Annotated in this window: 21 protein-coding genes; 10 read left to right on the top strand and 11 right to left on the bottom strand. The window is 63.8% G+C overall.

The genetic code is table 11. The features are described 5' to 3' along the window. Nucleotides 1-24: 24 nt before the first annotated feature. Nucleotides 25-1,644: an ArnT family glycosyltransferase gene (locus tag B2828_RS11905; RefSeq protein WP_479633967.1), complete on the bottom strand. Its 1,620-nt coding sequence runs from the start codon at nt 1,642-1,644 to the stop codon at nt 25-27. Between the two features lie 136 nt (nt 1,645-1,780). Here B2828_RS11905 and B2828_RS11900 point away from each other — a divergent pair, with 136 nt between their 5' ends. Further along, complete coding sequence (locus tag B2828_RS11900; RefSeq protein ID WP_479633966.1) at nt 1,781-2,479, top strand: hypothetical protein; 699 nt, start codon at nt 1,781-1,783, stop codon at nt 2,477-2,479. After that, nucleotides 2,476-3,036 (top strand): response regulator, encoded by a 561-nt coding sequence (locus B2828_RS11895; protein ID WP_479633965.1) that lies wholly within the window; start codon nt 2,476-2,478, stop codon nt 3,034-3,036. Before B2828_RS11900 ends, B2828_RS11895 begins: the two co-directional genes overlap by 4 nt. Before the next feature lie 19 nt (nt 3,037-3,055). On the opposite strand, the gene B2828_RS11890 is transcribed toward B2828_RS11895, so the two are convergent. Then, complete coding sequence (locus B2828_RS11890) at nt 3,056-4,429, bottom strand: hypothetical protein (protein ID WP_479633964.1); 1,374 nt, start codon at nt 4,427-4,429, stop codon at nt 3,056-3,058. A gap of 110 nt (nt 4,430-4,539) precedes the next feature. Between B2828_RS11890 and B2828_RS11885 the strand changes: the two genes are divergently transcribed. Continuing rightward, nucleotides 4,540-5,328, top strand: a complete 789-nt coding sequence (locus B2828_RS11885) for a segregation and condensation protein A (RefSeq protein WP_479633963.1) — start codon at nt 4,540-4,542, stop codon at nt 5,326-5,328. Between the two features lie 174 nt (nt 5,329-5,502). On the opposite strand, the gene B2828_RS11880 is transcribed toward B2828_RS11885, so the two are convergent. Both B2828_RS11880 and uvrA read right to left on the bottom strand, forming a co-directional pair. Then, nucleotides 5,503-6,114: a PEP-CTERM sorting domain-containing protein gene (locus B2828_RS11880; protein WP_479633962.1), complete on the bottom strand. Its 612-nt coding sequence runs from the start codon at nt 6,112-6,114 to the stop codon at nt 5,503-5,505. 134 nt (nt 6,115-6,248) lie between these two features. Then, nucleotides 6,249-9,164, bottom strand: coding sequence for an excinuclease ABC subunit UvrA (gene uvrA / locus B2828_RS11875; RefSeq protein WP_479633961.1), 2,916 nt, complete (start codon nt 9,162-9,164; stop codon nt 6,249-6,251). 65 nt (nt 9,165-9,229) lie between these two features. On the opposite strand from uvrA, the gene B2828_RS11870 reads away from it, so the two are divergent. After that, nucleotides 9,230-9,481 carry a hypothetical protein gene (locus B2828_RS11870; protein ID WP_479633960.1) on the top strand — a complete coding sequence of 84 codons (252 nt, stop codon included), beginning with the start codon at nt 9,230-9,232 and terminating at the stop codon, nt 9,479-9,481. A gap of 92 nt (nt 9,482-9,573) precedes the next feature. Here B2828_RS11870 and B2828_RS11865 read toward each other — a convergent pair whose 3' ends face one another. Then, the gene (locus tag B2828_RS11865; RefSeq protein ID WP_479633959.1) at nt 9,574-10,650 is read right to left on the bottom strand and encodes an NAD(P)-dependent alcohol dehydrogenase; all 1,077 of its coding nucleotides are present in this window, start codon (nt 10,648-10,650) and stop codon (nt 9,574-9,576) included. 174 nt (nt 10,651-10,824) lie between these two features. Between B2828_RS11865 and B2828_RS11860 the strand changes: the two genes are divergently transcribed. Further along, entirely contained in the window at nt 10,825-11,343 is a 519-nt protein-coding gene (locus B2828_RS11860; RefSeq protein WP_479633958.1) for an NUDIX domain-containing protein, read from the top strand. A 144-nt stretch (nt 11,344-11,487) separates the two neighbouring features. After that, on the top strand, nt 11,488-13,758 hold the full coding sequence (locus B2828_RS11855) for a GH36-type glycosyl hydrolase domain-containing protein (RefSeq protein WP_479633957.1): 2,271 nt from the start codon (nt 11,488-11,490) through the stop codon (nt 13,756-13,758). Between the two features lie 19 nt (nt 13,759-13,777). Here the strand turns inward: B2828_RS11855 and B2828_RS11850 are convergent, their stop codons facing one another. Further along, nucleotides 13,778-14,875 carry a LacI family DNA-binding transcriptional regulator gene (locus B2828_RS11850; RefSeq protein WP_479633956.1) on the bottom strand — a complete coding sequence of 366 codons (1,098 nt, stop codon included), beginning with the start codon at nt 14,873-14,875 and terminating at the stop codon, nt 13,778-13,780. Between the two features lie 134 nt (nt 14,876-15,009). On the opposite strand from B2828_RS11850, the gene B2828_RS11845 reads away from it, so the two are divergent. The 4 genes from B2828_RS11845 to B2828_RS11830 all read left to right on the top strand — a co-directional run bounded on the left by B2828_RS11845 (nt 15,010) and on the right by B2828_RS11830 (nt 18,752). After that, nucleotides 15,010-15,771, top strand: a complete 762-nt coding sequence (locus B2828_RS11845; RefSeq protein ID WP_479633955.1) for a GntR family transcriptional regulator — start codon at nt 15,010-15,012, stop codon at nt 15,769-15,771. Between the two features lie 65 nt (nt 15,772-15,836). After that, a complete protein-coding gene (gene deoC, locus B2828_RS11840; RefSeq protein WP_479633954.1) occupies nt 15,837-16,613 on the top strand; it encodes a deoxyribose-phosphate aldolase in 777 nt (258 codons plus the stop codon). 3 nt (nt 16,614-16,616) lie between these two features. Further along, nucleotides 16,617-17,843 (top strand): 6-phosphofructokinase, encoded by a 1,227-nt coding sequence (locus tag B2828_RS11835; RefSeq protein ID WP_479633953.1) that lies wholly within the window; start codon nt 16,617-16,619, stop codon nt 17,841-17,843. Between the two features lie 96 nt (nt 17,844-17,939). Then, nucleotides 17,940-18,752 carry a sugar phosphate isomerase/epimerase family protein gene (locus B2828_RS11830; RefSeq protein ID WP_479633952.1) on the top strand — a complete coding sequence of 271 codons (813 nt, stop codon included), beginning with the start codon at nt 17,940-17,942 and terminating at the stop codon, nt 18,750-18,752. Here B2828_RS11830 and B2828_RS11825 read toward each other — a convergent pair. From B2828_RS11825 to B2828_RS11805, 5 genes are read right to left on the bottom strand one after another with little or no spacing between them, the layout of a single operon-like run. After that, nucleotides 18,733-19,389 (bottom strand): hypothetical protein, encoded by a 657-nt coding sequence (locus tag B2828_RS11825; RefSeq protein ID WP_479633951.1) that lies wholly within the window; start codon nt 19,387-19,389, stop codon nt 18,733-18,735. The two genes, B2828_RS11830 and B2828_RS11825, sit on opposite strands and share 20 nt — an antisense overlap. Before the next feature lie 20 nt (nt 19,390-19,409). Next, a complete protein-coding gene (locus tag B2828_RS11820) occupies nt 19,410-22,853 on the bottom strand; it encodes a hypothetical protein (protein ID WP_479633950.1) in 3,444 nt (1,147 codons plus the stop codon). Continuing rightward, a complete protein-coding gene (locus B2828_RS11815; protein WP_479633949.1) occupies nt 22,825-23,589 on the bottom strand; it encodes a prepilin-type N-terminal cleavage/methylation domain-containing protein in 765 nt (254 codons plus the stop codon). Before B2828_RS11815 ends, B2828_RS11820 begins: the two co-directional genes overlap by 29 nt. Next, a complete protein-coding gene (locus tag B2828_RS11810) occupies nt 23,558-24,058 on the bottom strand; it encodes a type IV pilus modification PilV family protein (RefSeq protein WP_479633948.1) in 501 nt (166 codons plus the stop codon). Before B2828_RS11810 ends, B2828_RS11815 begins: the two co-directional genes overlap by 32 nt. A gap of 4 nt (nt 24,059-24,062) precedes the next feature. Continuing rightward, on the bottom strand, nt 24,063-24,758 hold the full coding sequence (locus B2828_RS11805; protein ID WP_479633947.1) for a pilus assembly FimT family protein: 696 nt from the start codon (nt 24,756-24,758) through the stop codon (nt 24,063-24,065). Nucleotides 24,759-24,901: the final 143 nt, after the last annotated feature.

Genomic DNA, 24,901 nt, shown 5'->3' with positions numbered 1-24,901 from the left:
CGCTCTCCCGTCTGGCCGACGGCCCTACTTGGGTACGATGAGGCTGTCCTTGACCTCGTTCGAGAGGCGGGGCACGCGCTTGTAGATGATGATGCCCCAGGCACCGTCGTCGCCTGGTTCCTTGCCGAAGTTGCGCTGGAAGATTTCGGGCCGGTAGAGGGCCTGGGCGTAGGCAGTCAGCGCCTCAACCTGGATGTAGCGGCTTTTCTCCTGCTTGCGGGCGCTGATCTTCTTCTTCATGAAGGGCAGGTTGCCCGGCCCGAAGACTACGAGGTAGTCCGGGTCTTCCTGGTAGGCAAAGTTGATGGGGGCGAGGTCTTTAAACTGCCCCTCGGCAGGCCGATCGAGCTGCCAGGCGTAAACGGCCTTGGGGGCGTGGTAAATCAGCGGGCCGGTCATGAAGTAAGGCATGACGTAGATCGATTCGCCTTCGTTGAGGTGGCTGTTGATCCAGGCCGACGCGACGGCATACGGGTCCTCGGGTTTGCGGAATAGCTCCTGGTAGAAGAGGACAATGCCGGAATGGAAGCCGGTTGAGAGGAACATCCCGCCGTTGAGGACGTTGGTGAAGAAGACCGCCGCGCCGAGCATGAGGATCTGCCCGGGCATGTTGGCCCCCAGGAAGGCCAGGGTGCGGGCGCCGATGAAGATCCCCAGGGGGATGAGCGGCAGGCAGTAGCGGATGTCGGCGGCGTTGGTATCCTGGATGCTCTGGGGGGAAAAAATCGTGGTGCCCACTAAAAGCACGGCAAAGGCCAGCATGGCCCGCCGCATCCAGACGTCCTTCATGCGCCAGGCGATGACGGCCCCGACCAGCAGTATCCCGGCGGCGTAAAATTCGTTGGCGTTGGTGTCCCGCAGGTTCCACCAGAGGAGGGTCAGTTTTTCCCCAAGGGGAGAGGGGGCACGCTTGGAGGCAAACTCTGTGGCAAGAGGGTTCCAGATGGAGATGATCACCCCGCCCAAGACGGCCACAGGCGGGAGGGTCCAGGCAAAATCCGCTTTGGAAAAGGAGAGCCGCCCCCGGCCAAAAACAAAGGCATCGGCCACCAGGCAGAGGTAGACGGCGATGAAGCTGATGTAGTTGGAAGCCAGTAGCACCAGGGACGCCAGGACCCACAGGAGGCGTTGCCAGGCCGTCCCCCGCCAGTGGAGGTAGAGGTAGGCCAGGGCGGTGCTGGTGAAAAGGACGGGGCCGTAGTAGCGGCAGTTGCGCGAGAAGAGGAAGAGCGAGACGTTGCAGAGGATGCCGATGCACGCCAGCAGCCACATCGTTCGGCTGGCGTCGTCCTTGTGGAGCCACCAGAGCATCAGGGCCACGGTGGCCAGGCCAAAGAGGGCGAAGGGGAAGCGGACCGCAGCCGGGCTGTCGCCAAAAAGAGCGATCGCCCCGGCGGCCAGGTAGGAGCTCAAGGGCGGGGTCACGCGGTCGCGCAGGTTTTTGAGCGTCACGCCGTTGCGGTAGGCGTAGAAATTGTGCCCCACGATGGTGCTTGTATCCCCCGTGGCCAGGATTCCCTTGGCATGGATGGCGGTGTCCGCTTCGTCGTCCCAGAGGGAGTAGTGGCCAAGCTGGAAAAAGAAGGCAAACCCGGCGATGAGCAGGGTAACGGCTGCGATAAAGATCCGGGAGGAGTGGTTCACGGGACGGAAGACAACTAGGCTATCTTTTCCAGGCTTTCCACAAAAAACCAGCAAGATTTGCACAGGCGGCGAGCGCGCCCGGGCCCACCGCCCGGGGCAAGACCGGGCCGCGCTCCGCCCGCGATGCTTTGGGTGCATGAAAGCAAGCGGCATTCTGGCGGCGATAGCTTTGGCGGCGGCTGGGCCCATGGCCTTCGCCGACGTGGTGGTAGTCCAGAGCGTGGAACAGACCGGCAAACCGTACCTGGCGACCCAGGTAACGCTCAAGGTCAAGGGGCCGAAAATCCGGGCCGACCTGGGGCCGGAGACGACCGTGATCATGGACACCGCCTCGGGGGCGACCGTCACGCTGCGCCACCCGCAGAAGACAGCCCTGGAGATCGATGGCGCGGCCACTCGCCAGCTGATGGACCGGGCGGAGAGCCTTCGCGGGGCGACGGAGATCGGCAAAGCCCAGCTCCAGCCCGCGGGCAATGGGGAGACGATCGCGGGCCGCGAGACCCGGCGCTACACGGTGCAAACGGCGGCATTAAGGATGACCTGGTGGCTGGCGGCCAAATCCGGTGAACACGATCCGCTGGCGGAGGTATTCGAGACGCTTCAGAAAGCCCCAATGGTCCGGCTCGCAGGGGGCCTCTCCGGCCTGCCGGGAGCCGATGAACTGCCCGGGCTGCCCTTGAAAACCGAGCTGCTCACCCCCGACGGCCGCACGATTACGACGACGATCCTCTCGGTGCAAGAAGGACCGCTCGACGCTATCGACTTTACCGCACCCGCGAGTTATCGTCGGCTTACCGGACCGGTTTTCGGCCCGGCCCCCTCTGCCGCCCCATGAAAATCATTGTAGCCGAAGACGACCCCATCACCCGCGAGATTATCGTCAAAATCCTCAAGAACCTGAACCACGAAGTCCAAGCCTACCCGACCGGCGACGAAGCCTGGGCAGCGAACGAAGCGGCCCCGGCGGAAGTCCTCTTCTCCGACTGGGTCATGCCGGGCCTGGACGGGCTGGAGCTCTGCAAGCGCATCCGGCACAAACAGTCGAAGAACTACACCTACTTCATCCTCGCGACGGGCGGGCGCACCTCCGAAGAGGACCACGACGCGGCGGTACGGGCGGGGGTGGACGATTTCCTGCTCAAGCCGATCAACCCCGACGAAGTGTGGCGGCGGCTCTTCGTCGCCCGGCGCTTCCTGGACTTCACCCGGCACCTGCGGCGCGTCCGGGCACTGCTGCCCGCCTGCTCGGTGTGCAAGAAAATCCGCGACGACAACACCTACTGGCACGACTTCGAGGCCTACATCCAGGACCAGCCCGACACGGATGCAGACACGTTCATTTGCCCCGACTGCCAGCGCGCCCAGGAAGAGGCGGCGGCGAAACACCGGTAAGGGCCACGGGTTCGCCCCATCAAGGCCGCGCGGGGTAGCGCCAGGCCCAGTCGCCTTGAGCAAGATCACAGCCTTCCGTTACCTCGCCGTGGTCATCGGTGACGTTCCAACCGACAGAGTAGAGGCAAAAGAGGCCGTCGGCGGTGCGCTTGTAATGGAGCGGCTGGCCCGTGATGATGTCCCAAGGGAGAAGGTCCAGGTAGCGTGGCACCAAGGCTTCGAGCTTTTCGGGATATTCACCGTAGGCCAGCCGGTAGCGCTCCAGGGCGCAGCCGATGCGGGCTTCGTCCACGGCGGTTTGGGCATAAGCAATTTTCTTAAAGCCGTTATTCATCACAGGAATGGCCAGTTCAAAAAGGCAGGTGTAGGGATGCCTCCAAAATGGGTTGCTCCAAATCGGGGCGTTCTCATCGATCGAGGGCATAACCGGCGGAAGCGCCTGGGGTGAAATGACGCGGGAGGCCGGGTCTAGAAAGGGGAAAAACTGTTCCTCATAGCAACGCGATAGGGCAAGGGTGTTTTGATACAAAACATTCCGCGCCAGTCTCCAGTAGCCGGAGAGTTGGGTTGTGCAGGCGGCGATCGCAAAGGCTCTTTCTCCTTTCATCCCGCGGAGCCCGGCGTCTAGAAAATCCCTCTGCGCCAGCATCTGCTGAATCTCGACGAGTTGGCTTTCATCCCAACGATGGGCGGCCAAGCCTTCCCAAACGGGCTGAAGATCAGCGCATACCATGCCGACTTCCATCATCAGAGACATCAGCGACGGGGGTTCGCTGGCGGCTTTGGAAATGCCAAAGAGTGTTTTCACATCCTCCAGCGCCAGGCTGGACTGGCCTTGATCCATCCGGGCCGTGGCACGCAGCAAAAAGATTTGCGTGGCTTGTCGCAGAGAAAGATAGAGGCGGAGATACCGCATTTCGAGAGAAATGGGAAACTGGGCAAAAGGACGGCGGCTGGCTTGCGAAATTTCTTCCAGTTCCGGGTCGATGGCCTTCAGTGCTTGCAAAGGATCGGAGCCAAGGTGTTCCGCCCACGCTTTCTGGTCCACGCTTACCCCGGTAGCCCATTTACCCAGCCGTGGCCAGTTTTCGCCGCCCCACGGGTCGAAACGCTCCAGTCGTTTTTGAACGGCAGCGGCTGCATTTGTGTTCGTGATCACAGCCTTCAAGAGCGGGGTCTTATAAAAGTTCTGCTCGTCTGGAACGGCAGGTGAGGCGAACGCGGCCAAGTCGAACCGTTCGCCCCGGGCCTCGGCCTGACGTTTGTAGCGTTCCCAAAGCCACTTTGCCCGGACATTCTCCTCCGCGATGACCAGGAGCCCTATGGCCACCAGCGCAACGGCAGCCAAAAACACCCGGCCTGCGATTTTCCAGAAAAGGCTGCGCTTCTTCATGATGAACTAAGCCCCTTTTTCTACCCTCCGCTGCCGGTTGTCCATCCCGATCGCCGCTGCAAACTCCCCTTTCCATTTCTCTTCAACCCAGTTAGTTTTGCCCTCACCCGATGGAGAAAGATTACAAAGTCAAACTCGAGGTTTTCGAGGGGCCGCTCGACCTGCTGCTGTTTTTGATCAAGCGGGACGAGATCGATATTTACGATATCCCCATCGAACACATCACCAGCCAGTATCTGGAATACCTGGAGGCGTTCCAGGAGCTGGATCTCGATATCGCGGGCGAGTTCGTGCTGATGGCGGCCAATCTGATTTACATTAAGAGCCGCAGCCTGCTACCCGTGGAGGACCGGGGGGAGGAAGAGGAGGAGGAAGAGACCGATCCGCGCTGGGAACTGGTGCGCCAGCTCATTGAATACAAGAAGTTCAAGGAGGCCTCGATGCGCCTGGGCGAGATGGAGGCCAATCAGTCGGCGCTCTTTCGCCACATTCCCGATGTCCCCAATACGGAACCGGAACGGCCGATTGGCGAGGTGAGCATTTTCGACCTGATCGCGGCGTTCCAAAAGATCCTCAAAAGGACGGTTAAAAAGGAGCTGATCCGGGAGATTTTCGAGGAGAATTTCACGGTTTCAGACAAGATCGAGTGGGTGCTCAAGCTGACGGCCTCGGGCAAGCGCCTGACGCTCTCAAGCATTCTGGAGGGGACGGTTTCGCGCACGGAGGTGGTGGTGACGTTTCTGGCGATTCTGGAGTTGATCCGCCTAAAGCAGCTCGCGATCCGGCAGGACGAGCCGTTTGCGGAGATCGAGATTCACCGCCGCGAGGACGCTCCGGAGAGCCCGCACTTTATTTCGACGACGCCCAAGCCGTTTAAGGAAGCGGCGGGGGAGGAATAGGCAGGGGTGCCTCGTTCCCAAACTCCGATGTGGGAACGCAAGTACTCCGGCAGCTCCATTGCCGGAATCCTGAGGGCCGCAATCGAGTTGAGAGATCAAGTGCGTGCCCAAATAGAGTTTGGGCACGAGGGGCGTTGTTCGGTTCAATACCCCGGAGCTTGCTCGGGGGATGCTTTACGCTTTACGGCGCTTTAGGCAGAAAAGACCGGCACCAGTTACAACCAACAAGGCGTACGTGGAGGGTTCCGGCACAATGGTCAATGTTTCCGCCGTCGCCGGTGAGGTGATGGTATTGTCCATGGTATAGGTACCGGTGACCAGGTTGCCAAAGCCCAAGCTGACGGTGTAGGAATCAGTGCCCGGGGTGTAGCTGATCTGATCTCCCGTGTGGCTCATCACATTTCCGCCGTTGTCGAACACCAGACTGACGACATCCATCCCTCCCCCACTCTGGAAGATCACACTGGTAATCTGATAGGTGGTTCCCGTGGTCAGATTGGTAATCGCCCCCGCGTTTTGCACCGTAAAAGTCACCGAAGAGCCGTCGGCAAGGAAACTGTTGTTAATAAAGGAGGAATAACTGCCGATTCCAATACCCCATAGCGCCCCATTGCTAGTCACACTGGACCCCGACAGCCAATCGTTGCCGAAGACCCATGAAACTTGCGTGTCGGCCCCGTTGTTGGCCGAGGACAAGGTGAAGTCGATGGTAGGGGTTGCCGTGCTCGCGGCGACACTGGCAAACATCGTCAATGCTAATACTACATGCAAAGCGTATTTTTTCATATTTGGTCCGCGCGTAAGTTTTTAGGGCCAAATGTAAAAATAATATTATAGCGAAATATTCAACCATATTTTTGCGGCATGCGCAAACAGCTGGGTTTATCCCCACCTGAGAGAGGCCATTTCGCAATAGCCCCCTACCCGTTGCACATCCCCAGGACGCGCTTCAAATACCGGCCGGTGTGGCTGGCCTTGGAGCGGGCGATCTGCTCCGGCGTGCCTTCGGCGATGATTTGGCCGCCGTCAGCGCCGCCCTCGGGGCCGAGGTCGATGATCCAGTCGGCGCATTTGATCATTTCCAGGTTGTGCTCGATGACGATCAGCGTGTTGCCGGAGTCGCGCAGCTTGAGGAGCACTTCCAGGAGTTTATGGATGTCGGCGAAGTGGAGGCCGGTGGTTGGTTCGTCGAGGATGTAGACGGTGCGGCCGGTGGCTTTTTTGGCCAGTTCGGCGGCGAGCTTGATGCGCTGGGCTTCGCCGCCGGAAAGCGTGGTGCCGGACTGGCCCAGGCGCACGTAGCCGAGGCCCACGTCCTCCAGGGCGAGGAGTTTGTCGCACACGGTGGGGACGCTCCGGAAGAAACGGGCGGCTTCGTCGACGGTCATGTCGAGGACGTCGGCGATGTTTTTGCCCTTGTAGGTGATCTCCAAGGTCTCGCGGTTGTAGCGGCGGCCGTGGCAGACTTCGCACTCGACGTAGACGTCGGCCAGGAAGTGCATCTCGATTTTGATCAGGCCGTCGCCCGCGCAATGCTCGCAGCGGCCCCCTTTGACGTTGAAGGAGAAGCGGCCGGGGTCGTAGCCGCGCACGCGCGAGGCGGGGAGCTGGGCGAAAAGGGAGCGGATGGGGCCAAACGCGCCGGTGTAGGTGACGGGGTTGGAGCGCGGGGTGCGGCCGATGGGGGTCTGGTCGATGACGATGGCTTTGTCCACCTGGTCGAGGCCGAGGAGGCCTTTGTGTTTGCCGGGGCGGTCTTTGGAGCCGTAGAAGTGCCGGAAGAGGGCGCGGCGCAGGATGTCGTCGACGAGGGTGGACTTGCCGCTGCCAGAGACGCCGGTAACGCAGGTGAAGCACCCGAGGGGGAAGGCGGCGGTGACGCCCGCGAGGTTGTTCTCGCTGGCTTCCTGGACGGTGAGCCAGCCGCTGGAGAGGGCGCGGGTGTCGAGGGCCAGTTCGCGGCGGCCCTGGGGGGGCACGCGGTGTTTGGGCACGGGGATGGAGAGCCGCCCGGAGAGGTAGTCGCCGGTAAGGGAGCCGGGGCTGTTTAGGATGTCCTCCAGCGTTCCCTGGCCGACGAGCTGGCCACCGCGCACGCCCGCGCCGGGGCCGAGATCGACGATGTGGTCGGCGGCGCGGATGGTGTCCTCGTCGTGCTCGACGACGATGACGGAGTTGCCGAGGTCGCGCAGGCGGCGCAGGGTGCCGATCAAGCGGTCGTTGTCGCGCTGGTGGAGGCCGATGCTGGGTTCGTCCAGGACGTAGAGGACGCCCGCGAGGCCGGAGCCGATCTGGGTGGCCAGGCGGATGCGCTGGGCCTCGCCGCCGGAGAGGGTGCCGCTTTCGCGGTCGAGGTTCAAGTAGGAGAGGCCCACTTCGTCCAGGAAGCTCAAGCGGGCGAGGATTTCGCGCAGGACTTCGCCGGTGATGAGGACCTGCTGCGGGGTGAGCTTGAGGTGTTCGAGGAATTCCCGGGCATCGCGGATGGTCAGGTGGCAGAGGCCCTGGATGCCAAGCTCGCCGCCGGTGGCGTCGGTGAGGGTGACGGCGAGGATCTCGGGCTTGAGGCGCGCGCCGTGGCAGACGGTACACCCGCGGCGGCTCATGAAGGCGCGGATTTGCAGGCGGCGCAGTTCGCTCGCGGTCTGCTCGTAGAGGCGGGCGAGGTTGCCGACGACGCCTTCAAAGGGCTTCTGGATGCGGGTGCTCCGCGAGCTGCTCTGCATCTGGAGGTCGATGGTGCGATCACCCGTGCCGTGGAAGAGGGCTTGCTTGAAGCGCTCGGGGAGCTCGCCAAAGGGGGTCTCCATGGAGACTTTGTAGGCTTTGGTGAGCGAAAGGAGCAGCGCCCGGTAGTAGCCGTGCATCCGCTTGGTGGCCTTGGCCCAGGGGACGACCGCGCCGCCTTCGAGGCTTTTGGTGGGGTCCGGGACGATGAGGTCGGGGTCGCAGACGAGTTCGGTGCCCAGGCCGCTGCATGCGGGGCAGGCCCCTTCGTGGCTGTTGAAGGAGAAGTGCTTGGGGGTGAGGTGCGGGATGGTGAACCCGGTCTCGGGGTTGATGTACTCGGTGGAGTAGCGGTGGCCCTCCCAGGCGGTCTCGCCCCGGAGCTGGGTGAGGGCGGAGAGGCGACCGTGGCCCCATTTGAGGGCGGTTTCCACGGAGTCGGCAAAGCGCTGGCGGGCACCGTCGCGCACGACAAGGCGGTCAACGACGGCTTCAATGGAGTGCTTTTTCTCCCGGTCGAGCTTCACGGGCTGCTGCGGGTTGCCGATTTCGACGATCTGGCCGTCGATGCGGGCGCGGACGAAGCCTTCGCGCTTGATTTTCTCCAGCACGTCGCGGAATTCCCCGGCCTGGCCGTCGACGAGCGGGGCCAGGAGGACGATTTTGGTTTCCGGAGGGAAGGCCAGCAGGGCGTCGACGATGGATTGGGTGGTTTGTTTAAAAACGGGCTGGCCGGTGGCGGGGTCGTGCGGCTGGCCGATGGCGGAGTAGAGGACGCGCAGGTAGTCGTATATTTCCGTAGTCGTCGCGATGGTCGAGCGGGGGTTGCTGGCGCTGGTGCGCTGCTCGATGGCGATGGCGGGCGAGAGGCCTTCGATGAAGTCCACATCAGGCTTCTGCATCTGGTCGAGGAACTGCCGGGCGTAGGCCGAGAGGCTCTCGACGTAGCGGCGCTGACCTTCGGCATATAGCGTATCAAACGCGAGCGAGGACTTGCCCGATCCGCTCAGGCCGGTCATCACGACGAGCTTCTGCCTCGGAATCTCCAATGAAAGATTCTTGAGGTTATGCTGTCTTGCGCCTGTGATTTTGATTGTCTCCGCAGCCATTTTGCTGGATTGGTGGAAATAATCACAAAAGCACAACCTCTAGCCCAGCTCCAGAGATAACTTCCATGAGCAACGAATCTGTCACTTTTACTTCCGAGGAATGGATGGACTTCCGCCAAAGATACAGCACTGTAAAGCACTCGCTGAACAATGCTCTGGCGGTGTTCATGGCCCTCGCGGAACTGGCCCAGCGCAATCCCGAGAATTTCGAGAAACTGGCGAAGTCGGTCTGCACCCGCGGGCCGGAAATCGCCGCGCTGATCCAGGAATTCACGGTCTACCTCGACTCCAAGGGCCCGCCCGCCCCCTTGAGGTAGCAGAGGACCTAAAGTTTTTCGGCACGGACGCCTTGTTTTTCTCTTAGCCGGGAAAAGCGCGAGGGGGTTTTGTGCGCCCCCACGATCCCGCGCTACGCCATCCGAAGGACGGCCTTAATGGCCCGGCCCGATGCGGAATCGGCAAAGGCGCGGTTGATTTCGCCAAACGGATAGACGCGAAGGAGCCGGTCGATGGGGAAGCGCCCGGCTTGATAATACCGGATCATTTTCGGGATGAACACCTGGGGAATGGCGTCGCCCTGGATGATTTCGACCATCCGCTGGCCGGGCTGGAGCCGGGAGGCGTCGGCCCCGGGCACGGCGATATTGGCCAACGCGCCGCCGGGGGCGAGGGTTTCGGCGGCTACGTCAAGCACCTCGGGCTCGCCGGTGATTTCCAGGGCGTAATCAACCCCGCGGGGGAGGATTTTCCGCAGGGCCCCGGCCAGGCGTCCGTTGGAAAGGAGCGCATGGGTGGCCCCCAGTTCGCGGGCCAGTCGCAGCCGGGCGGGCCGGAGATCAATGGCGATGATGACCCCGGCCCGGGCAATCCGCGCGGCCATGACGGCGGCGAGGCCAACGGACCCCGCGCCAAAAACCGCCACGCTGGAGCCGCGCCGGACGCGCAGGGAGTTTAAAATGGTCCCCGCGCCGGTCTGGAAACCGCACCCGAGGGGGGCGAGGAGTTCCAGCGGGAGCGTCTTGGGCACTTTCACGGCGTTGCGAGGGGTGGCCAGGGCATGGGTGGCAAAGGAGGACTGGCCGAAGAAGTGCCCCCGAGCGCCGTGGTAGGCGTTGGAGCCATCCAGGCGCTCGCCGTCGAAGTTCAGCTCCCAAAAGCGTGCGCAATGGGCCGGAGCGCCCCGGCGGCAGGCGGCGCAGCGCCCGCAGGACTGGTAGGAGAGGACGACGTGGTCGCCCGGCCGCAAGCCGCGGACCCGCGCCCCGGTCTGCTCGATGATCCCCGCCCCTTCGTGCCCCAGGATCTGCGGTAGGCCGCCGTCGCCGCCAGCCGCCCCGGCAAAGCCGAGGTCGGTGTGGCAGATGCCGCACGCGGCGATGCGCACGAGCAGTTCGCCGGGCCGCGGAGCGTCGAGCCCCACCGGCTCGATGCGAAAGGCCCGGGCCGAGCCGGATTTGCGCGCCAAGGCGGCCTGAATGGTGATCATCCCGGCCCTTATCGTGCGCCGGAGGCCTTCCGGGGGCAATCCGAATCCACCTCGCGGCGAAATCGCCTCGCCGGGTCCCGGACGGCCACTGCGATGGGCTGAACGATGCGAATTGTGCGAATTTTCTCTCGCAACCCTCCGTTTGCAGGGTAACTAGGGGAGGGAGTCCCCAAGATGTCTACCGAACTGCTTGATGCCTACGCGTATTGCCCGCTTTGCGGCGCAAAAGAATTATCGAAAAACCCCGAGGGCCTGACGTGCTGCCATTGCGGTCACCGGATCTTCAACAACCCGATCACGGCGGTGGCCGTTTTCATTCTCGACGACCAGGAGCGCGTGCTGCTGATCCGCCGGGCCATGGAGCCCGCCCGGGGCAAATGGGCCCCGCCGGGTGGGTTCGTTAACGCCGGAGAGACGCTGGAGGAGGCCGCCGCGCGGGAAATCGACGAGGAGACCGGCCTGAGCCTTCGCGGCCTGCGCTACCTCGGCGCATTCCCCAACCGCTATCTCTACCATGGCCTGAGCCGCCCGGTTTGCGATGTTTTCTTTACCGCGCGCACCGATTCGTTCGCGGTGCGCTTGCAGGATGACGAGGCGAGCGCCTCTGAGCTGCGCCCGCTGGCGGAGATCGCCCCGGAGGACCTGGCCTTCGACTCGATGCGCCGCGCGCTGGCGCTCCTGCGGGGGGTGTAGGGCGATGCCGTTGGGGCGTTGGGGGAGGGTTTGTTGAACTGTTCAACAACCGCCGGGTTGCGTTAACCCGCTTTTCACCGTCAAGTATCAGAGTCCGGTGTGTTTGCCACGATCAGTGAACCCGGCGGCTCACTCCTATTTTCCATGAATCATCCCCATCCCCCTTTTGGCCATTTCTCCGAAGACGGCCGCGAATATTGCATTACCGAACCGCTCGCTCCGCCCCGGGCCCAGGTCAATTTTCTCTGGAACGATACGCTCATCTCAGGGCTCAACCAGTTCGGCAGCGGCGACGGCGTCTTTAATAATCAGGCGATGATGTACAACGACGCGCGCGGGCGGGTTCGCATGATCCGCGACGGGCGGCGCTACTTTTACCTGCGCGACAATGCCTCCGGGGAGTTCTGGAACACGGGGCTTTACCCGGTCAATACCGCCGGTGCGAAGTTCACCTCCCACGTGGGGCTGGGGTACTCCCGTTTTTCGATGGAGTGGTCGGGCATTCTCGCCGAGAGCCAGGTATTCCTGGCGCCGGATGAGCCGGTGGAGATCTGGGAGTTTACGCTCCGGAATCTCTCCGGCCAGCCGCGCACGCTCACGCTGATCCCCTACGTGGAGTGGCTCCTGGGCGGCTATGCCACCTTCAGTAGTCCTTACTCATACCTTCGCAGCGCCTACGACCCCGCACTGAAGGCGGTGAGCAGTTACAACACGTCCGACGAACGGCCCCACGGGCGCTATAACGCGTTTGCCGCCACGGACGGGGCAATCACCGGGTGGTGCGGCGGGCGGCGGGATTTTCTCGGAGCGTATGGCTCGCCCGCGCGGCCGCAGACGGTGGTGGATGGCGCATTCTCGAACAAAGAGGCGTGGTGCGAGGAGCTGGCGGGAGCGATGGGCATCGAGGTCGCGCTCGAACCGGGCGAGGCACGCGAGGTTGCGGTGTTACTCGGTAGTTTCGACACGGAGGAGGAAAAGGCGCGCCTGATCGCCAAGGTCCTGCCGAAGGCTTACCGTGCAAAGGCATGGAGTTCGCTGATCGAAGATAAAAAGGCGATGCTCGAAGCGGTGGTCGTCGAGACGCCGGACCCGCAGGTCAACCGGCTCGTCAACATCTGGGCCAAGCAGCAGATCCAGCTTTGCGTGGAGTTCGGCCGCGACGGGGCGCGCGGCTTTCGCGACACGCTCCAGGACGCCTGGGGCATCGCGCCGTTTAACGCGCCGCTCTCGAAGGCGAAGATCAAAGAGACGCTGGCGCACCAGCACAGCGACGGCCACGGCATCCGCGGCTGGCTGCCGCTCCAGATGCACCATTACTCCGACGGCCCGGCGTGGATCGCGCCGACGGTGGCGGCTTACCTCAAGGAGACGGGCGATTACGATTTTCTCAACGAAACGGTGCCCTACCTCGACGAAGGCGCCGACACGGTGCTGGGCCACACGCTCAAGGGCGTGCGACACTTGAGCGGCGACCTCGGGGCGCACGGCCTGGTGCTGGCGCACGAGGGGGACTGGAACGACTCGCTCAACTGGATGGGCCGGGGCGGCAAGGGCGAGAGCGTCTGGACGAGCATGGCGCTCTACCATTCGTGCAACGTGGTGGCCGAGTTGGCCCGCGAGGTTCTCTGCGACGCCGCGCTGGAGGCCGAGATGAACGAGCGCGCGGCCCGCATCGCGGCGGCCATCCAGGAGCACGGCTGGGACGGCGAGTGGTACCTGGCGGGGTGGAGCGATTCCGGCAACCCGGTGGGGTCCTCCAGGAACTCCGAGGGGCGCGTTTTCCTCAACTCGCAGACGTGGGCCGTTCTGACGGGCCTCGCCACCGGAGAGCGCAAGGCGAAGTGCCTCAAGGCGGTGGACGAAATTCTCGAATCCGAGCACGGCTCGCTGACGCTGACGCCGCACTACACCCATGCAGACGAGAACGTGGGCCGCGTCACGATGCTGCTCCCCGGGATGTATGAAAACGGGACGCCATATTGCCACGGCACGGCGTTCAAAATCGTGGCCGACCTCAGCGCGGGCCGCCCCGAGGAGGCGCTGCGGAGCTGGCAGAAGGTGATGCCCGACAACGCCGCGCATCCTTCGGCGGTTTCCGGCTGCGAGCCCTACGCCTTTACCAACCAGTACCTCGGGCCGGGCAACGGTCGCGCGGGCGATTCGATCAGCGGATGGATTACCGGCACGGCGGGGTGGATGTTCCGCGCGGTGCTGGAGTACTTCTGCGGCGTGAAGCCGGGCTACCAGGGGTTCACCGTGGAGCCGTGCCTGCCAGCGGCGTGGGACCGTGTGAAGATTCACCGCCGGTTGCGCGGGAGCGATTACGAGATCCTCCTCGAACGCCAGGCGGGCGGCGCGGTCCGCGTCACCGTCAACGGTGCCGAGGTTCACGGCGAGCCGATCCCCTACCGGTAATCGCCCGGCAGACCGGCGGCTATCGCACCGTGGGGCCGTCGCGCCAGACGCCTTCGATACTTACGATCTTGGGGCAGCGCGGGAGGCCGTATTCGTTGTTCTGAAGCTGCCCGGTGACGAGATCGACCCCGGCGGCGCCGATGCTGCGCGGCAGGCGGTCGATCCCGGCCCACGGGTCGGTGTCCAGCAGCCGGTGGAGCGAGGCAAAGCCGATCTCCTCGGGCACGCGGATGCCCTTTTCGCGCACAAACGCCAGCGGGTGCGCAGTATTACTCACGATGACCTCGGGCCGGTATTCGTCGAGCCACTTATAGAACCGCTCCGGGCTCCACACCATGCCGCCCGCGCAGGCGTGCATGCCGATCTCGGGCGATTTCGGGAAGCTCCTCAGCGGCCCGTCGGAAAGCCCCCATTCGCGCGGCAGCAGCGGCGGCACGCGCTGGCTCTGCGGCAGCTGCTGCTGAAAGGTCAGGAACCCGGATAGCCAGCCGTGCTTGACGCGCCGTTCGAACAATGCCGAGTTCACAAACCCGATGCGCCTGTACCCGCGCCGTTTGAGCGTGCGCAGCGCGAGCATCATTCCGTCATGGTAGGCGTGGGTCGCGCGGTGCACGTTCGGCTGCGCGATCGTCAGGCCCAAGGCCGCGCTGGCGAACAAGCGCCAGTCGAGCGAGACGTGCCCCAGGTGCCTCGGCAACGGCCCGAGGACCACGCCGCGGATGCCCCGCGTGTACAGAATGCGGCTGAGCCGGGTGCCGTTCATGCCCGGTTCCTTGGCCCAGAAATGCTCGATCTCGTAGCCGGTCTCCTCGGCCCGCTCGCAGGCCCCTTCGTAATACGCCCGCTCGTTGATATTGCCCCGCCACATATCGGCCGTTTTCCAGAAGCTGAGGTAGGCGATTTTCTCGCAGGAGCGTTCGCGCCTGGCGGTGCGAAGGCGCGTCATGAGGGATGAGACGACCGGATCGGGCGTGTATCCATGCGCCTCGGCGAGCTTCAAGATGCGCTCGCGAGTGCCCTGGGCGATGCGGGGATGATGGTGCAACGCCATGGAGACCGTGGCCTGGGAGACTCCGGCAAGCGCCGCGAGCTGCCGGATCGTGAGGAAGTTGCTCATAAGGAAAAACGCCGGGGGGGCTTGACGTCCTTAGCGTAGCATTCCTCCCCCGCGAAACGAACAGAAAATCAACCCCATCCCGATTTTTGGAGGTTGACTTTCGACACGGCATGTAGCACGGTGGCTTAGCCACGATGCTAATAAAAGATCCCATCTACCAACAGCTGCGCCAGGCCTTGGGCGAGCTGATCCTGAAACGCGATTTCAAAGTCGGCGACAAGTTCCTGACGGAACGGGAGATCTCCGAACGCTTCGGCGTGAGCCGGACGACGGCCAACAAAGCCCTTTCCTCCCTGGTCGCCGACGGCACCCTGGAATTTCGCAAAGGCGTGGGGACGTTCGTGCGCCCGGGGGTTCTCGATTACGATCTGCGCTCGCTGGTGAGCTTCAGCGACAAGGCTCGGAGCGCCGGGCGCGTGCCCAAAACGGAGCTGCTCGCCTTCCGCCGCCTGCGAGCCTCGGAAGCGCCGGACCCGGTGGCCGCTCAGCTCGGGGCGGGGCCGAAGGAGCGCCTTTTCTTCGTCGAGCGCCTGCGGTTCGCGGACGACGTCCCGGTCATTCTCGAACGCCGTTACATCCTGGCGGATCTCTGCCCACGGCTGACTAAGCGGGACCTGGAGGGATCGCTCTACGCGGCCTGGACGGAGAAGCACAAGCTGGCGATCACGGGAGCCAGCCAGACGATCCGCGCGGTGAAGCTTTCCGGCAGCGACGCGGCGGCGCTTCAAACCAAACCGGGCGATGCGGCGCTGGCGGTTCTCGCGCTGGGCTACGTCGCCGACGGCAAGCCGCTCTGGCGCGAGGAAACGCTCTACCGCGCCGAGGCCTACGAGTTTCGCTGCGAACTCGGCGGCCTGCACCCCTCCCAGCCCACCATGGGCCATCTCCTGCCGTAGTTCCGCGCGGCGGGGCGTTAGCATTTTCAACACCCATCCCATCACTCAAACCCAAGAATAATTCCATGACATCCATCAAAGTTACCCTCAAAGATTTGGCGAAGATGATTGATCATTCGCTGCTGCACCCCACCATGACGGACGATGACATCCGCAGGGGCTGTGAGCTCGCGCGCAAGTACGACACCGCCACGGCCTGCGTGAAGCCCTACTCCATCCCGCTCGCCCGGGAAGTCCTTGCCGGAAGCGACGTTCGCGTCTGCCCGGTGATCGGCTTCCCGCACGGCAACAGCACGACAGCCATCAAGGTGGCAGAGGCCGCAGCAGCAGCGACGGCAGGCGGGGTCGAGATCGACATGGTGGTGAACATCGGCAAGGCGCTCGGTGGTGACTGGGCCTACGTCGCCGCCGAGATCCAGGCGATCCAGGACGCGGTGGCGGCCCATCACGCGATACTGAAAGTGATTTTTGAAAACGACTACCTTCAGGATGAGCACGTCATCAAGCTGTGCGAAATCTGTTCGACCATCGGCGTGGCATTCGTCAAGACCTCCACGGGCTATGGATTTGTGAAGCAGAGCAACGGCCTATATTCTTACAAAGGCGCGACGCTGCACCACCTCCAACTGATGCGCCAGCATTGCCCGTCCACGGTCCAGATCAAGGCGGCGGGCGGCGTGCGCACGCTCGATGATCTGCTGCTGGTGCGCTCGATCGGCGTGAGCCGGATCGGCGCGACGGCCACGGAGGCGATCCTTGAGGAAGCCAAAAAGCGCGGCGTCGGCGAACAGCCCGTGGAGGTGACGATCGAACACTCCGCCCTGGCCGGTGGCGGCTATTAGCGCATGATTGGCCTGGAAGGAAAAGTGCTCGTCGCCCAGGGCGGCGGGCCCACCGCCGTCATCAACCAAACGCTGGCAGGGGTCACGCTGGAAGCGCGGAAGAATCCGCTCACCAAGGCGGTCTACGGGGCGCTCCACGGTGTTCGAGGAATCGTGGAGGAGGAGTTCCTCGATCTGACCCGAGAAACCACCCACCACCTCGAACAGGTCGCCGCGACGGCCTCCTCGGCACTGCTCTCGACCCGCGACAAGCCCGACGCGGAATACTGCGCGCGGATGTTCCAGGTGATGCGCCGCCATGACATCCGCTACTTTTTCTACATCGGGGGCAACGACTCGGCGGATACGGTGCGGATTATCGACGAGCAGGCGAAATCGACCGGGTATGACTTACGCGCAATCCACATCCCCAAGACCATCGACAATGACCTCGCTGTCAACGACCACTGCCCGGGCTTCGGCTCGGCGGCGCGGTTCGTGGCACAGGCGTTCATGGGCCTCAACCTCGATAGCCGCGCGCTTTCCGGCGTGCTGATCGGAACGGTGATGGGGCGGCATTCGGGGTTCCTGACTGCCTCATCGATCCTGGCGAAAAAGTATGCCGATGACGGCCCTCACCTCGTCTATCTGCCGGAGCGCCCGTTCTCGCAGGAGGCGTTTCTCGCGGATGTGGAGCACGTCTACCGCCAGCACGGCCGGTGCGTGATCGCCGTGGCAGAGGGGATCAAGGATGCACAGGGGACGCCGATCCTGCTCCAGCTCAGCCCGAACCGCGAGCGGGATGCGCACGGCAACCGGCAGCTCTCGGGAACGGGTCTCCTCGGAGACCTGCTCGCGGAGACGATCCGCAAGGGGCTCAAAATCCGGCGCGTGCGGGCCGATACGTTCGGCTATCTCCAGCGGTGTTTCGCCGGAGTGATCTCCGACCGGGATGCGCAGGAAGCCCGGGAGCTGGGGGAGACCGCCGTTCACTACGCCATGCGGGACCATCTCGATGGCTCGGTGGTGATCCGCCGTCCGGTGATGGATTACGGAGTATGCTACGATCTCGTTCGGCTGGATGAGGTGGCGGGCAGGACGAGGACGATGCCGGACGAATTCATCAACGAGGAAGCCAACGGCGTGACGGCGCTCTTCCGGAGCTACTGCCGCCCGCTGGTGGGGACGCAGCTCCCGGAGGCCCATCGCCTGCGTGCGCCCCGCGTGCCAAAAATCGCCGTGTCAGCTTAAACCCGGAGGATTGACAACCGGCGGGGTCAATCCATTATGGGCGAAGTCAAAGCGGGGCGCCTTCGGCCCGGCAAGCCCTCCAGATTACCACCTCCCATGGTTCCCCTTTGCTTCTCCACTCTCGGTTGTCCCCAGGACAACGTTGCCACGCTTTGCGAACGCGCCCGGCGCTTCGGTATTTCCACAGTGGAAATCCGCTCCCTGGAGGGCCTCGTCGATTACCCGGGATTCCTCGCGGCGCATCCGGAGGCCCTTGCCCATACCCGTGAACGCTTGCAGCGCGCCCGGATCGCCGTGGCGGGGCTCGGCGCATCTTTCGACCTGCTCGGAAGCGGCCCCGCCGACATCCCGCACCTGGTGGAAACCTGCCGCGTGGCCGACGCTCTCGGGAGCCCCTACGTCCGGATTTTCGGCGGCGGCGGCGAGCGCCAGGTGATGACGCCGAAGGATCTTTGCTACGCCGCGGACCTCTACCGCCAGGCCGACGCGGCACGGGCCAACGCGGGAACCGAATGCCAGCTCCTCGTGGAGACGCACGGCGCGCTCGTGGATACAGCGACGCTCTCGGAGTTCATCGCCCGGGCCGGGGAGGACGTTCTGTTTTTATGGGACACCCACCACACGTGGCGGCTCGGTGGCGATGCGCTCGCAAAGACCTTCGCCCTGATCGGCCGCAATGTTCGCCATCTCCATTGCCGCGATAGCGTCTCCACTGGCGGCGAGGCGTACCGGCAGGTTCTCCCGGGCGAGGGGGAGTTCCCCTATGGCGATCTCTTGGAGCTGCTCCGCTCCCCGGAAGGCAAGGGCTTGACGCTCTCGCTGGAATGGGAAAAACAATGGCACCCGGAGCTGCCGCCGCTCGACGAGGCCCTCGAGTGCTTCCTCGGCATTATTGACGCGCACCGTTGATCGCTTCTTCGATCTTCCGCCGGTGCTCGCTCTCTCGGCCCAGCGTTTCCGCGACTTTCTGGAATGCCGGGGGGAGCGTCAGCGCTTCGGCGGGAGTGGGGTTGAACTGGTAGCGGTAGAGCGTACCGTCCGCGCCCCGATAGGCCACGGGGAGCTTGGTGGAGGCGTCGATCCAGGCTTCGCGGCCCGCCGTGGCATAGTGATGGCACAGGTGATTTTCGAAATGGGCCGCGCCGGTGTAGGCTGCGATTTTCACCCAGGCCACGCCGGGGAAACCGCCCGGAACGGCTGGGCTCATCTCGTCGGACACAGGCGATCCGCTGAGATCGTCGGCCACGACTCTCCCGGTATTGGTCATCCAGAGCAGGACTGATCCGGAATACCATTGGTCCCGCACCTTGTGGTTACTTAGAGTGATTCGATCATGCTTGATCTTTCCGGCCAGCGTGGAGCGCACTTCCAGGATGCGGAAATCTTCCGGCTTTGGCGCAACGGCATATTGGACCGTTACCAGCCAGTCGGCGGTGCGGGGCTCGGCGATCAACGGCGGGGTGGGCGCGGAAAGCGTGGCGGCTTCCTGGGCCGGGGCGTGCACGGTGGCGAGGAGGGTGAGAAGGGCGATCCAGCGGAGTTTCATTTGCAAAAGGATGAAGTGATTCAGCGATTGACCGGCTCGAGCTGCTGATCTACCACCTCGCCGGTGATGCGGTCGATGGCGACGTGCAGCCAGTAGCGGCGCTCTCCCTCGACCATGAACTGGTCGAGACTCCGGGCGGAGCCGGGGTAGCGGCCAGTTTGAACGACGAGGTCGATCATCAAATTCCACGTCCGGGTCTGCGCCACGTCGGCAAGCGCGCGGACGACGCCTTCGCGCCGGGGCTTGACGTTGCACTCGTCGGAGCTCGCGCCGCCGAAATCCGCCGCGGCAACGTTGGGAATGAATTTGGTGACCAGTTCATCCCGGCCCGCCAGGGGGGCCGATCCGCTAAGCTTCACCAGGTCAGAGGCGATCAGGTCGGGGCTGGATAGTTCGGTGGTGGCGATGACGTCGGATATCGTTTTGGCCGCGACGGCCTGCATCGCCGGGAGGTTGCGGGTGTTAAGCGATATGCGGCCGCCGATCACTTTGTCGTCGCTCTGGCTAACGGTAAAGAGGTCGAGCAACCCGGCGTCGGCGCTATTGGCGGTGAAAAAGTCGAGCGTCCGCCACGGGCAATCGCGGTTGACGTAGCCGAGCTCGCCCACGCTGTAGAAAGGCCGGTTCAGGATGACCGGGCGGTCGGCGACGCGCGTCGCGGAAGTGGCGTAGGGATCGCCTTTCCAGCCGTTGCTGGAGGCCAGCGCGCTGTAGAGGCCGCTGTCGGCGATGCGCTGGACGCCGTCGGGGTCTTTGTACGCAGCGAGCGAGGTGGAGCTGCCGGGCGGGGTGGTGTTATTCCGGCTAAGCCCGGCGAGGAACGATGGCTGCCCGTAGGCCGCGTACGATCCGGTGCCCGGGCCGAAGCCCTTGGGGATGTTCTGCGTGTCCTGGCGGCCGTAGGTTTGGTAAGCACTCTGGGTGTCGCTGCTCCAAAGGGTGCTCTTGAGGAAGGAGGACCAGCTGGCGCCCACGGAAACGTCGGTCTGACCGACGGACCAGTTAAAGCGCAGGGAGCGGGGATCGGATATTTCCTGGTAATACTTGCGGGCGTAGAGGTCGCTGCTGGTGGTGTCCAGAGGCTGAAGCGTGGCGGGGTAAAAGGTGCTCACTCCCTGGGCGTTCGTCGTGTAGCTCCGGCCCATGTAGTCGGCGTAGAAAAACAAGGCTTTGGTGTACCAGGTGCTCGAATCGTTGATGCCCGCGTTGTAGTTATAGGGAACCCAGGTGCCCGAGGGGTTCTGGTATTCGAGCCAGGTGTTGAATTTGTCGGCGGCGTTGCAGTTGATCCATGAATAGAGCCAGTTCCACTGGGCGTTGACGGCCGAGGTCAGGGAGGTCGGGGCGTCGAGGGGGTCGATGAGGTAATCGGGAAGCCGGTAACCCGCGTAGGTGGCGGAGCCGATGGAGGGAAGCGATGCCCAGGTCATCCCCTGGGCGCTCCCGACGCCGGGGGCGCTCGATAGGTCCGAGGGCGTGATGACGTGGGAGTCGGTGAAGCCGTTGACGCCGGAGCCGCTGTTGGCCGAAAGCTCGGTGGTCGCGTCGAGCGAATACAAGATCCCGCCCTGGTAGTTCACGTTGTTGACGGTGATGCCCGTGCTGTAAGCGGGGATGTTGCGCCCGTAGAGGTTGGCGAACCCCATGGAGCCTTCGACGTGAAGCCGCACTTTGGGCCGCCCGGTGCTGACATTTCCCTGATGGGGATTCCACAACGCGGGCAGCCAGTAGCAGCCTAGGCTATTGCTGGCGTTCTTGCCCGCGAGAATGGCCGTCAGGTTCAGGTAAGGAAGGTTGTCGATCCCGGCGGCTTGCCACGAGATGGAGCTGCCCGCATAGGGCAAGAAGCTAACGACGGCGGGGCAGCAGCTCGCCTCGTACTGCGAGATGATGGAGGCGCCGATGCGCATGACGTGCAAGGTGGTCGAGCGCTCGTGCTGGGAGTTGTAGGCGTTATTGGCGACGGCGCCTCCCGCAGAGAGGTGCATCTCGCCGCCGAGCGAACCGGCGAGGATGCCCGCCTGGAGCAGTTCGAAGAAGTTCGGCTCGCGGCTGGTAGTCTCAGCGGCGACTTGGCTGAGGGTTTTGATGGCGCTTTGCTCGGTATTACCCGAGGGCCCCACGTAGTGCCATACGCCGGTGTCGCTATCCCATTTCAAGCCGAAGTGGGTCTGGATCGCGGCGTCGGTCGCGCCGTTCTGGGGGCCGCTCGCACCAAGCCAGCGCAGGCGGTCCAGGGGGAAGCGCTTGTAGACCAGCGGATCGCCTGCCTCGACGGGGTAGCTGGCATCCGTTGAGCCGTCGATCTTGTAGGCCTGGATGGTGGCGGGACGCGAATGGCGGACCAGCGGGATAAAGACGTTCGTGGAGGTGAGGGTCAGGGCGTTGGAGGAGTAGTCGATCGATGGCGTGAGGCCGGGCGGGTTCTGGGGCCGCCAGCTCGGGGCGTTGCGTTCGCGGGTGAAGGTGGTGAGGTTTGGAAGCACGGAGGTGCCCGAGGAGAGGCCCGCGCCGCCGGTTTCAGCAGCCCGGATCAGGTCCTGGCGGCTGAGGAAATTCGTGTCGCCGGGGGCCACGCGGCGGTAGCCGTTTTTGGCAAAAAAGTCCGTGGCGTAGGTGGTGAAGCTGGCGTTGTTGCCTCCCGTGGCGGCGTTGCGCCACTGGATCAGCTTCTGCACGTCGATGTTGAGTTTCGTGAGGTCGGCGCCCGCGAGGGTTCCTTTGAATTTCTGGATTTCATCGGCGGTCATACCCGCCGGGTGCCCCGCCGAGGTGATGTCCAGCAGGCCCCCTTCGTCGTAGATGGCGTAGGCGAACCGGGCGACGACATAGTTCGAGTTGGAGACGGCGGCGTTATTGACGCTGGCCCCGGTACTACTGAAGGTGAGGCCGTCACCGTTGCTCGGCCCTTCGCGGGTCAAGAGCACCCAGTGGGGGACCGGGTCTGAGGGAGCGTAGGCGCCGAAGCTGGCGTAGTTCCAGCGCGGAAGGTCCACGGTGCGGCCATTGCGCGAGGAGGTGGTGGCGCTAACGCTGGTGGCGAGGAGGTAGGTGCCGCTCACGCGCGATCCGGTAAACGAGGGAGAGGGGCCGCTGGTTTTGACCAATGTGGGAATGGACGCGGCGGTGGCCGTGACCTGAGGGCCGACGTTGGAACCGGTGACGTTGGTGTAGACCGGTTTTTTCGGGTAGCTGCCTCCGCCGGTGTCCGGGGCTGCGTCCTTGCCCATCTCGCGCTGCAAATCGGCGACGATCATTTGCAGGCAGCCGGAGGCCGTCTGCTCGGCGCGCACGGACTGGCTGTAGGCGACGCTGGCGGAGCGGTCGGAGTTCATGATGCTGCTGAAGCCAACAAGCAGGATGGTCACGAGCACCACGGTGGAGAGGACCATGATCAACGCCACGCCGCGCTCGGCCCGCCCGGACGCTGAAAGCTTATGGGTAGTATTTGGGAAGGGGCACATAGCGTTCAAAGATCCGGAGCCCCGGGGAGAGCCGGGCCGGTTGGTTGTCCCAGGTGGCGGGATCGGCGAACTTCTGCCGCAGCACGCTGATCGCCGGGGTGTTGAGGCGGCCCAGCGTGCGATCGTCGAGCACCGCGAGCGATACGCCCATGGCAAGCACCGGGTTCGTCCCGCTCATCCCGGCATAGGTTCCCGAGGTGGTGCCGTCGGCTTGGATGAAGAGCACCCGGAAGCCGACGATGCCCGGGGCGGTGTCTCGCAGCGTGACCGAGCCGCTCGCGCTCGAGGTGAAGGCGTTGGTATTACTAAACGTGATGCTATGCGCCGGGCTATCCCAGAGGATGGCCATGTCGCCGCGCTTGAGGGTGGTCTTGCCCTGGTCCGGATCGAGGGCGTAGGTGACCAGCGAGACGCCGCGCACGGTGCCGGTACCGGTGACGGCCGGAACGCCGGGGCGCTGGGTGTAGAAGGCGAGCGTGCCGGAGATGGCCGGGGGAAAGGCGGGGAGGTCGTCGCGGAATACGCCCGCCTGGGCGTCGCGCGCGACCAGGTCGAGCATGGCCCGCGCTTTGGAGAGGTTGTTGACCTGCTTTTCGCCACCGAGCCAGGTCTCGCCCGCGATGCCCGCGAACTTGACGAGGAGCACGAGCACGATGGCCAGCACGACGATGGCCGTCATGAGTTCGATGAGCGTGAAGGCCCGGTTACGGTGTGGGGAGATACGTGGTGACTTCATACTTCCCCTCGGCCAGTTCGGGAGCGGCCCCGGCGGGCCAGCTCAATACAAGGTGGACCTGCGCGATCCGCGTGCCGGTGCGCTCATTGGTGCCGCTGGAGCAGCTCACGCGGAATGCGGCGCTGCCGGAAACGGTAAGGCGGCCCTCGGTATCGACATAACGCGGGGACGCGCCGCCGTAGGCATCGCCATAGGATTGCGCAAGGGCTCCGGCGGGAATGGCCAGCGTGCCGGTGGTGGCGGAGTCGGCGAGGCCGGGCGAGGCGCTGCGGATCGCGATGACTTTCGAGGCGATGCCCGCCGCCTGCACTTGGTTCATCGAGTCGCGGCTGGCTTTGAGCCCTACGCTGAAGAGGCCGATCATGGAGACGAGGGCGACGGCACAGATTCCCAACGCCATGACGATCTCCACCAACGTGAACGCGGGCAGGCCACGTTGGAGATTCCGGGGGGAATGGCGCAGGTTCATATCGTCACGGGCGGTAGACCATCGTCTGCCCTGTCAGGCCGCTGATTCTGACGACTGCCACGTTGCGGTTGTCCACGACGTTGCCCTGGCAGGGCTGGACGGCAAATTCAATAAGGTTGATGGGGCTCTCGGTGGTGCGAGCCTCGCCCGATGGGGTGAACTGGAGGGTCCGTTGGAATGGAATGGCCACTCCGCGCACGTTGACGGTGAAGAATCCGGTGGCATTGGTGGCGGGGCTATTGATGGTGTCGATGACCACGGGATCGGTACTGGGAAGCTGCGGGATCTGGGTGGTGGTGAAGGTGCCCGCGTCATTGAGTTTGAGGCGAGCCAAGACGCGCGGTTTTCCAATCAGGTCGATCTGGCTATTGGGCACGGTGCCGTGGAGCTCCAGCGGCGACTGTTCTCCGCCGCATTTGGAGGCGAGGACGGCAACGTTGAGCGAGTCGTCCACCTGCTGGAAGCTGACCCAGACGGAGGTGTTATTGGCCACGGCGTAGGTGCGGGCTTGTTCGAGCAGACCGGCCAAGTCAGCCACGGAGGCATTCATGGTGTTGCCGCGAAGCAGCGAGTTAATCGCCGGGCCGGAGAAGCCGAAGAGGACCCCCGCGATCAACATCACTGTTAGCATTTCAATCAGGCTGAACCCGGACCGGGAAGCGGTCGCGGAGGGAGCCCGATGTGGAAGGAGTGAGTGCATGGTAACTGGGAAAAGGAGGAATGAAGCTCAGGAAACCATTAGGGGTGGACAGCGGCGGAATGGAGGGTTTTCTTGGGGGGGAAACGGTCCTTGGAATAGGAGTAACTTAATGCAGTAAAGAATCCAAGCGCAACGGATAACCT

This window comes from Spartobacteria bacterium UBA695 (genome assembly GCA_002298145.1).
In the GTDB taxonomy this organism is placed as follows: domain Bacteria; phylum Verrucomicrobiota; class Verrucomicrobiia; order Chthoniobacterales; family Chthoniobacteraceae; genus UBA695.
The sequence above is the reverse complement of the archived record's forward strand: the minus strand, read 5'-3'. Positions and strand labels throughout refer to the sequence as shown.

Excerpts from the sequence above, each read along its gene's own strand:
- B2828_RS11810 (WP_479633948.1), bottom strand. The coding sequence starts at position 24,058 with ATGAACCTGCGCCATTCCCCCCGGAATCTCCAACGTGGCCTGCCCGCG.
- B2828_RS11830 (WP_479633952.1), top strand. The coding sequence starts at position 17,940 with ATGGTTCCCCTTTGCTTCTCCACTCTCGGTTGTCCCCAGGACAACGTT.
- B2828_RS11845 (WP_479633955.1), top strand. The coding sequence starts at position 15,010 with ATGCTAATAAAAGATCCCATCTACCAACAGCTGCGCCAGGCCTTGGGC.
- B2828_RS11850 (WP_479633956.1), bottom strand. The coding sequence starts at position 14,875 with ATGAGCAACTTCCTCACGATCCGGCAGCTCGCGGCGCTTGCCGGAGTC.
- B2828_RS11880 (WP_479633962.1), bottom strand. The coding sequence starts at position 6,114 with ATGAAAAAATACGCTTTGCATGTAGTATTAGCATTGACGATGTTTGCC.
- uvrA (WP_479633961.1), bottom strand. The coding sequence starts at position 9,164 with ATGGCTGCGGAGACAATCAAAATCACAGGCGCAAGACAGCATAACCTC.
- B2828_RS11820 (WP_479633950.1), bottom strand. The coding sequence starts at position 22,853 with ATGTGCCCCTTCCCAAATACTACCCATAAGCTTTCAGCGTCCGGGCGG.
- B2828_RS11865 (WP_479633959.1), bottom strand. The coding sequence starts at position 10,650 with ATGATCACCATTCAGGCCGCCTTGGCGCGCAAATCCGGCTCGGCCCGG.
- B2828_RS11885 (WP_479633963.1), top strand. The coding sequence starts at position 4,540 with ATGGAGAAAGATTACAAAGTCAAACTCGAGGTTTTCGAGGGGCCGCTC.
- B2828_RS11855 (WP_479633957.1), top strand. The coding sequence starts at position 11,488 with ATGAATCATCCCCATCCCCCTTTTGGCCATTTCTCCGAAGACGGCCGC.
- B2828_RS11870 (WP_479633960.1), top strand. The coding sequence starts at position 9,230 with ATGAGCAACGAATCTGTCACTTTTACTTCCGAGGAATGGATGGACTTC.
- B2828_RS11825 (WP_479633951.1), bottom strand. The coding sequence starts at position 19,389 with ATGAAACTCCGCTGGATCGCCCTTCTCACCCTCCTCGCCACCGTGCAC.
- B2828_RS11900 (WP_479633966.1), top strand. The coding sequence starts at position 1,781 with ATGAAAGCAAGCGGCATTCTGGCGGCGATAGCTTTGGCGGCGGCTGGG.
- B2828_RS11895 (WP_479633965.1), top strand. The coding sequence starts at position 2,476 with ATGAAAATCATTGTAGCCGAAGACGACCCCATCACCCGCGAGATTATC.
- B2828_RS11815 (WP_479633949.1), bottom strand. The coding sequence starts at position 23,589 with ATGAAGTCACCACGTATCTCCCCACACCGTAACCGGGCCTTCACGCTC.
- B2828_RS11805 (WP_479633947.1), bottom strand. The coding sequence starts at position 24,758 with ATGCACTCACTCCTTCCACATCGGGCTCCCTCCGCGACCGCTTCCCGG.
- B2828_RS11890 (WP_479633964.1), bottom strand. The coding sequence starts at position 4,429 with ATGAAGAAGCGCAGCCTTTTCTGGAAAATCGCAGGCCGGGTGTTTTTG.
- deoC (WP_479633954.1), top strand. The coding sequence starts at position 15,837 with ATGACATCCATCAAAGTTACCCTCAAAGATTTGGCGAAGATGATTGAT.
- B2828_RS11860 (WP_479633958.1), top strand. The coding sequence starts at position 10,825 with ATGTCTACCGAACTGCTTGATGCCTACGCGTATTGCCCGCTTTGCGGC.
- B2828_RS11835 (WP_479633953.1), top strand. The coding sequence starts at position 16,617 with ATGATTGGCCTGGAAGGAAAAGTGCTCGTCGCCCAGGGCGGCGGGCCC.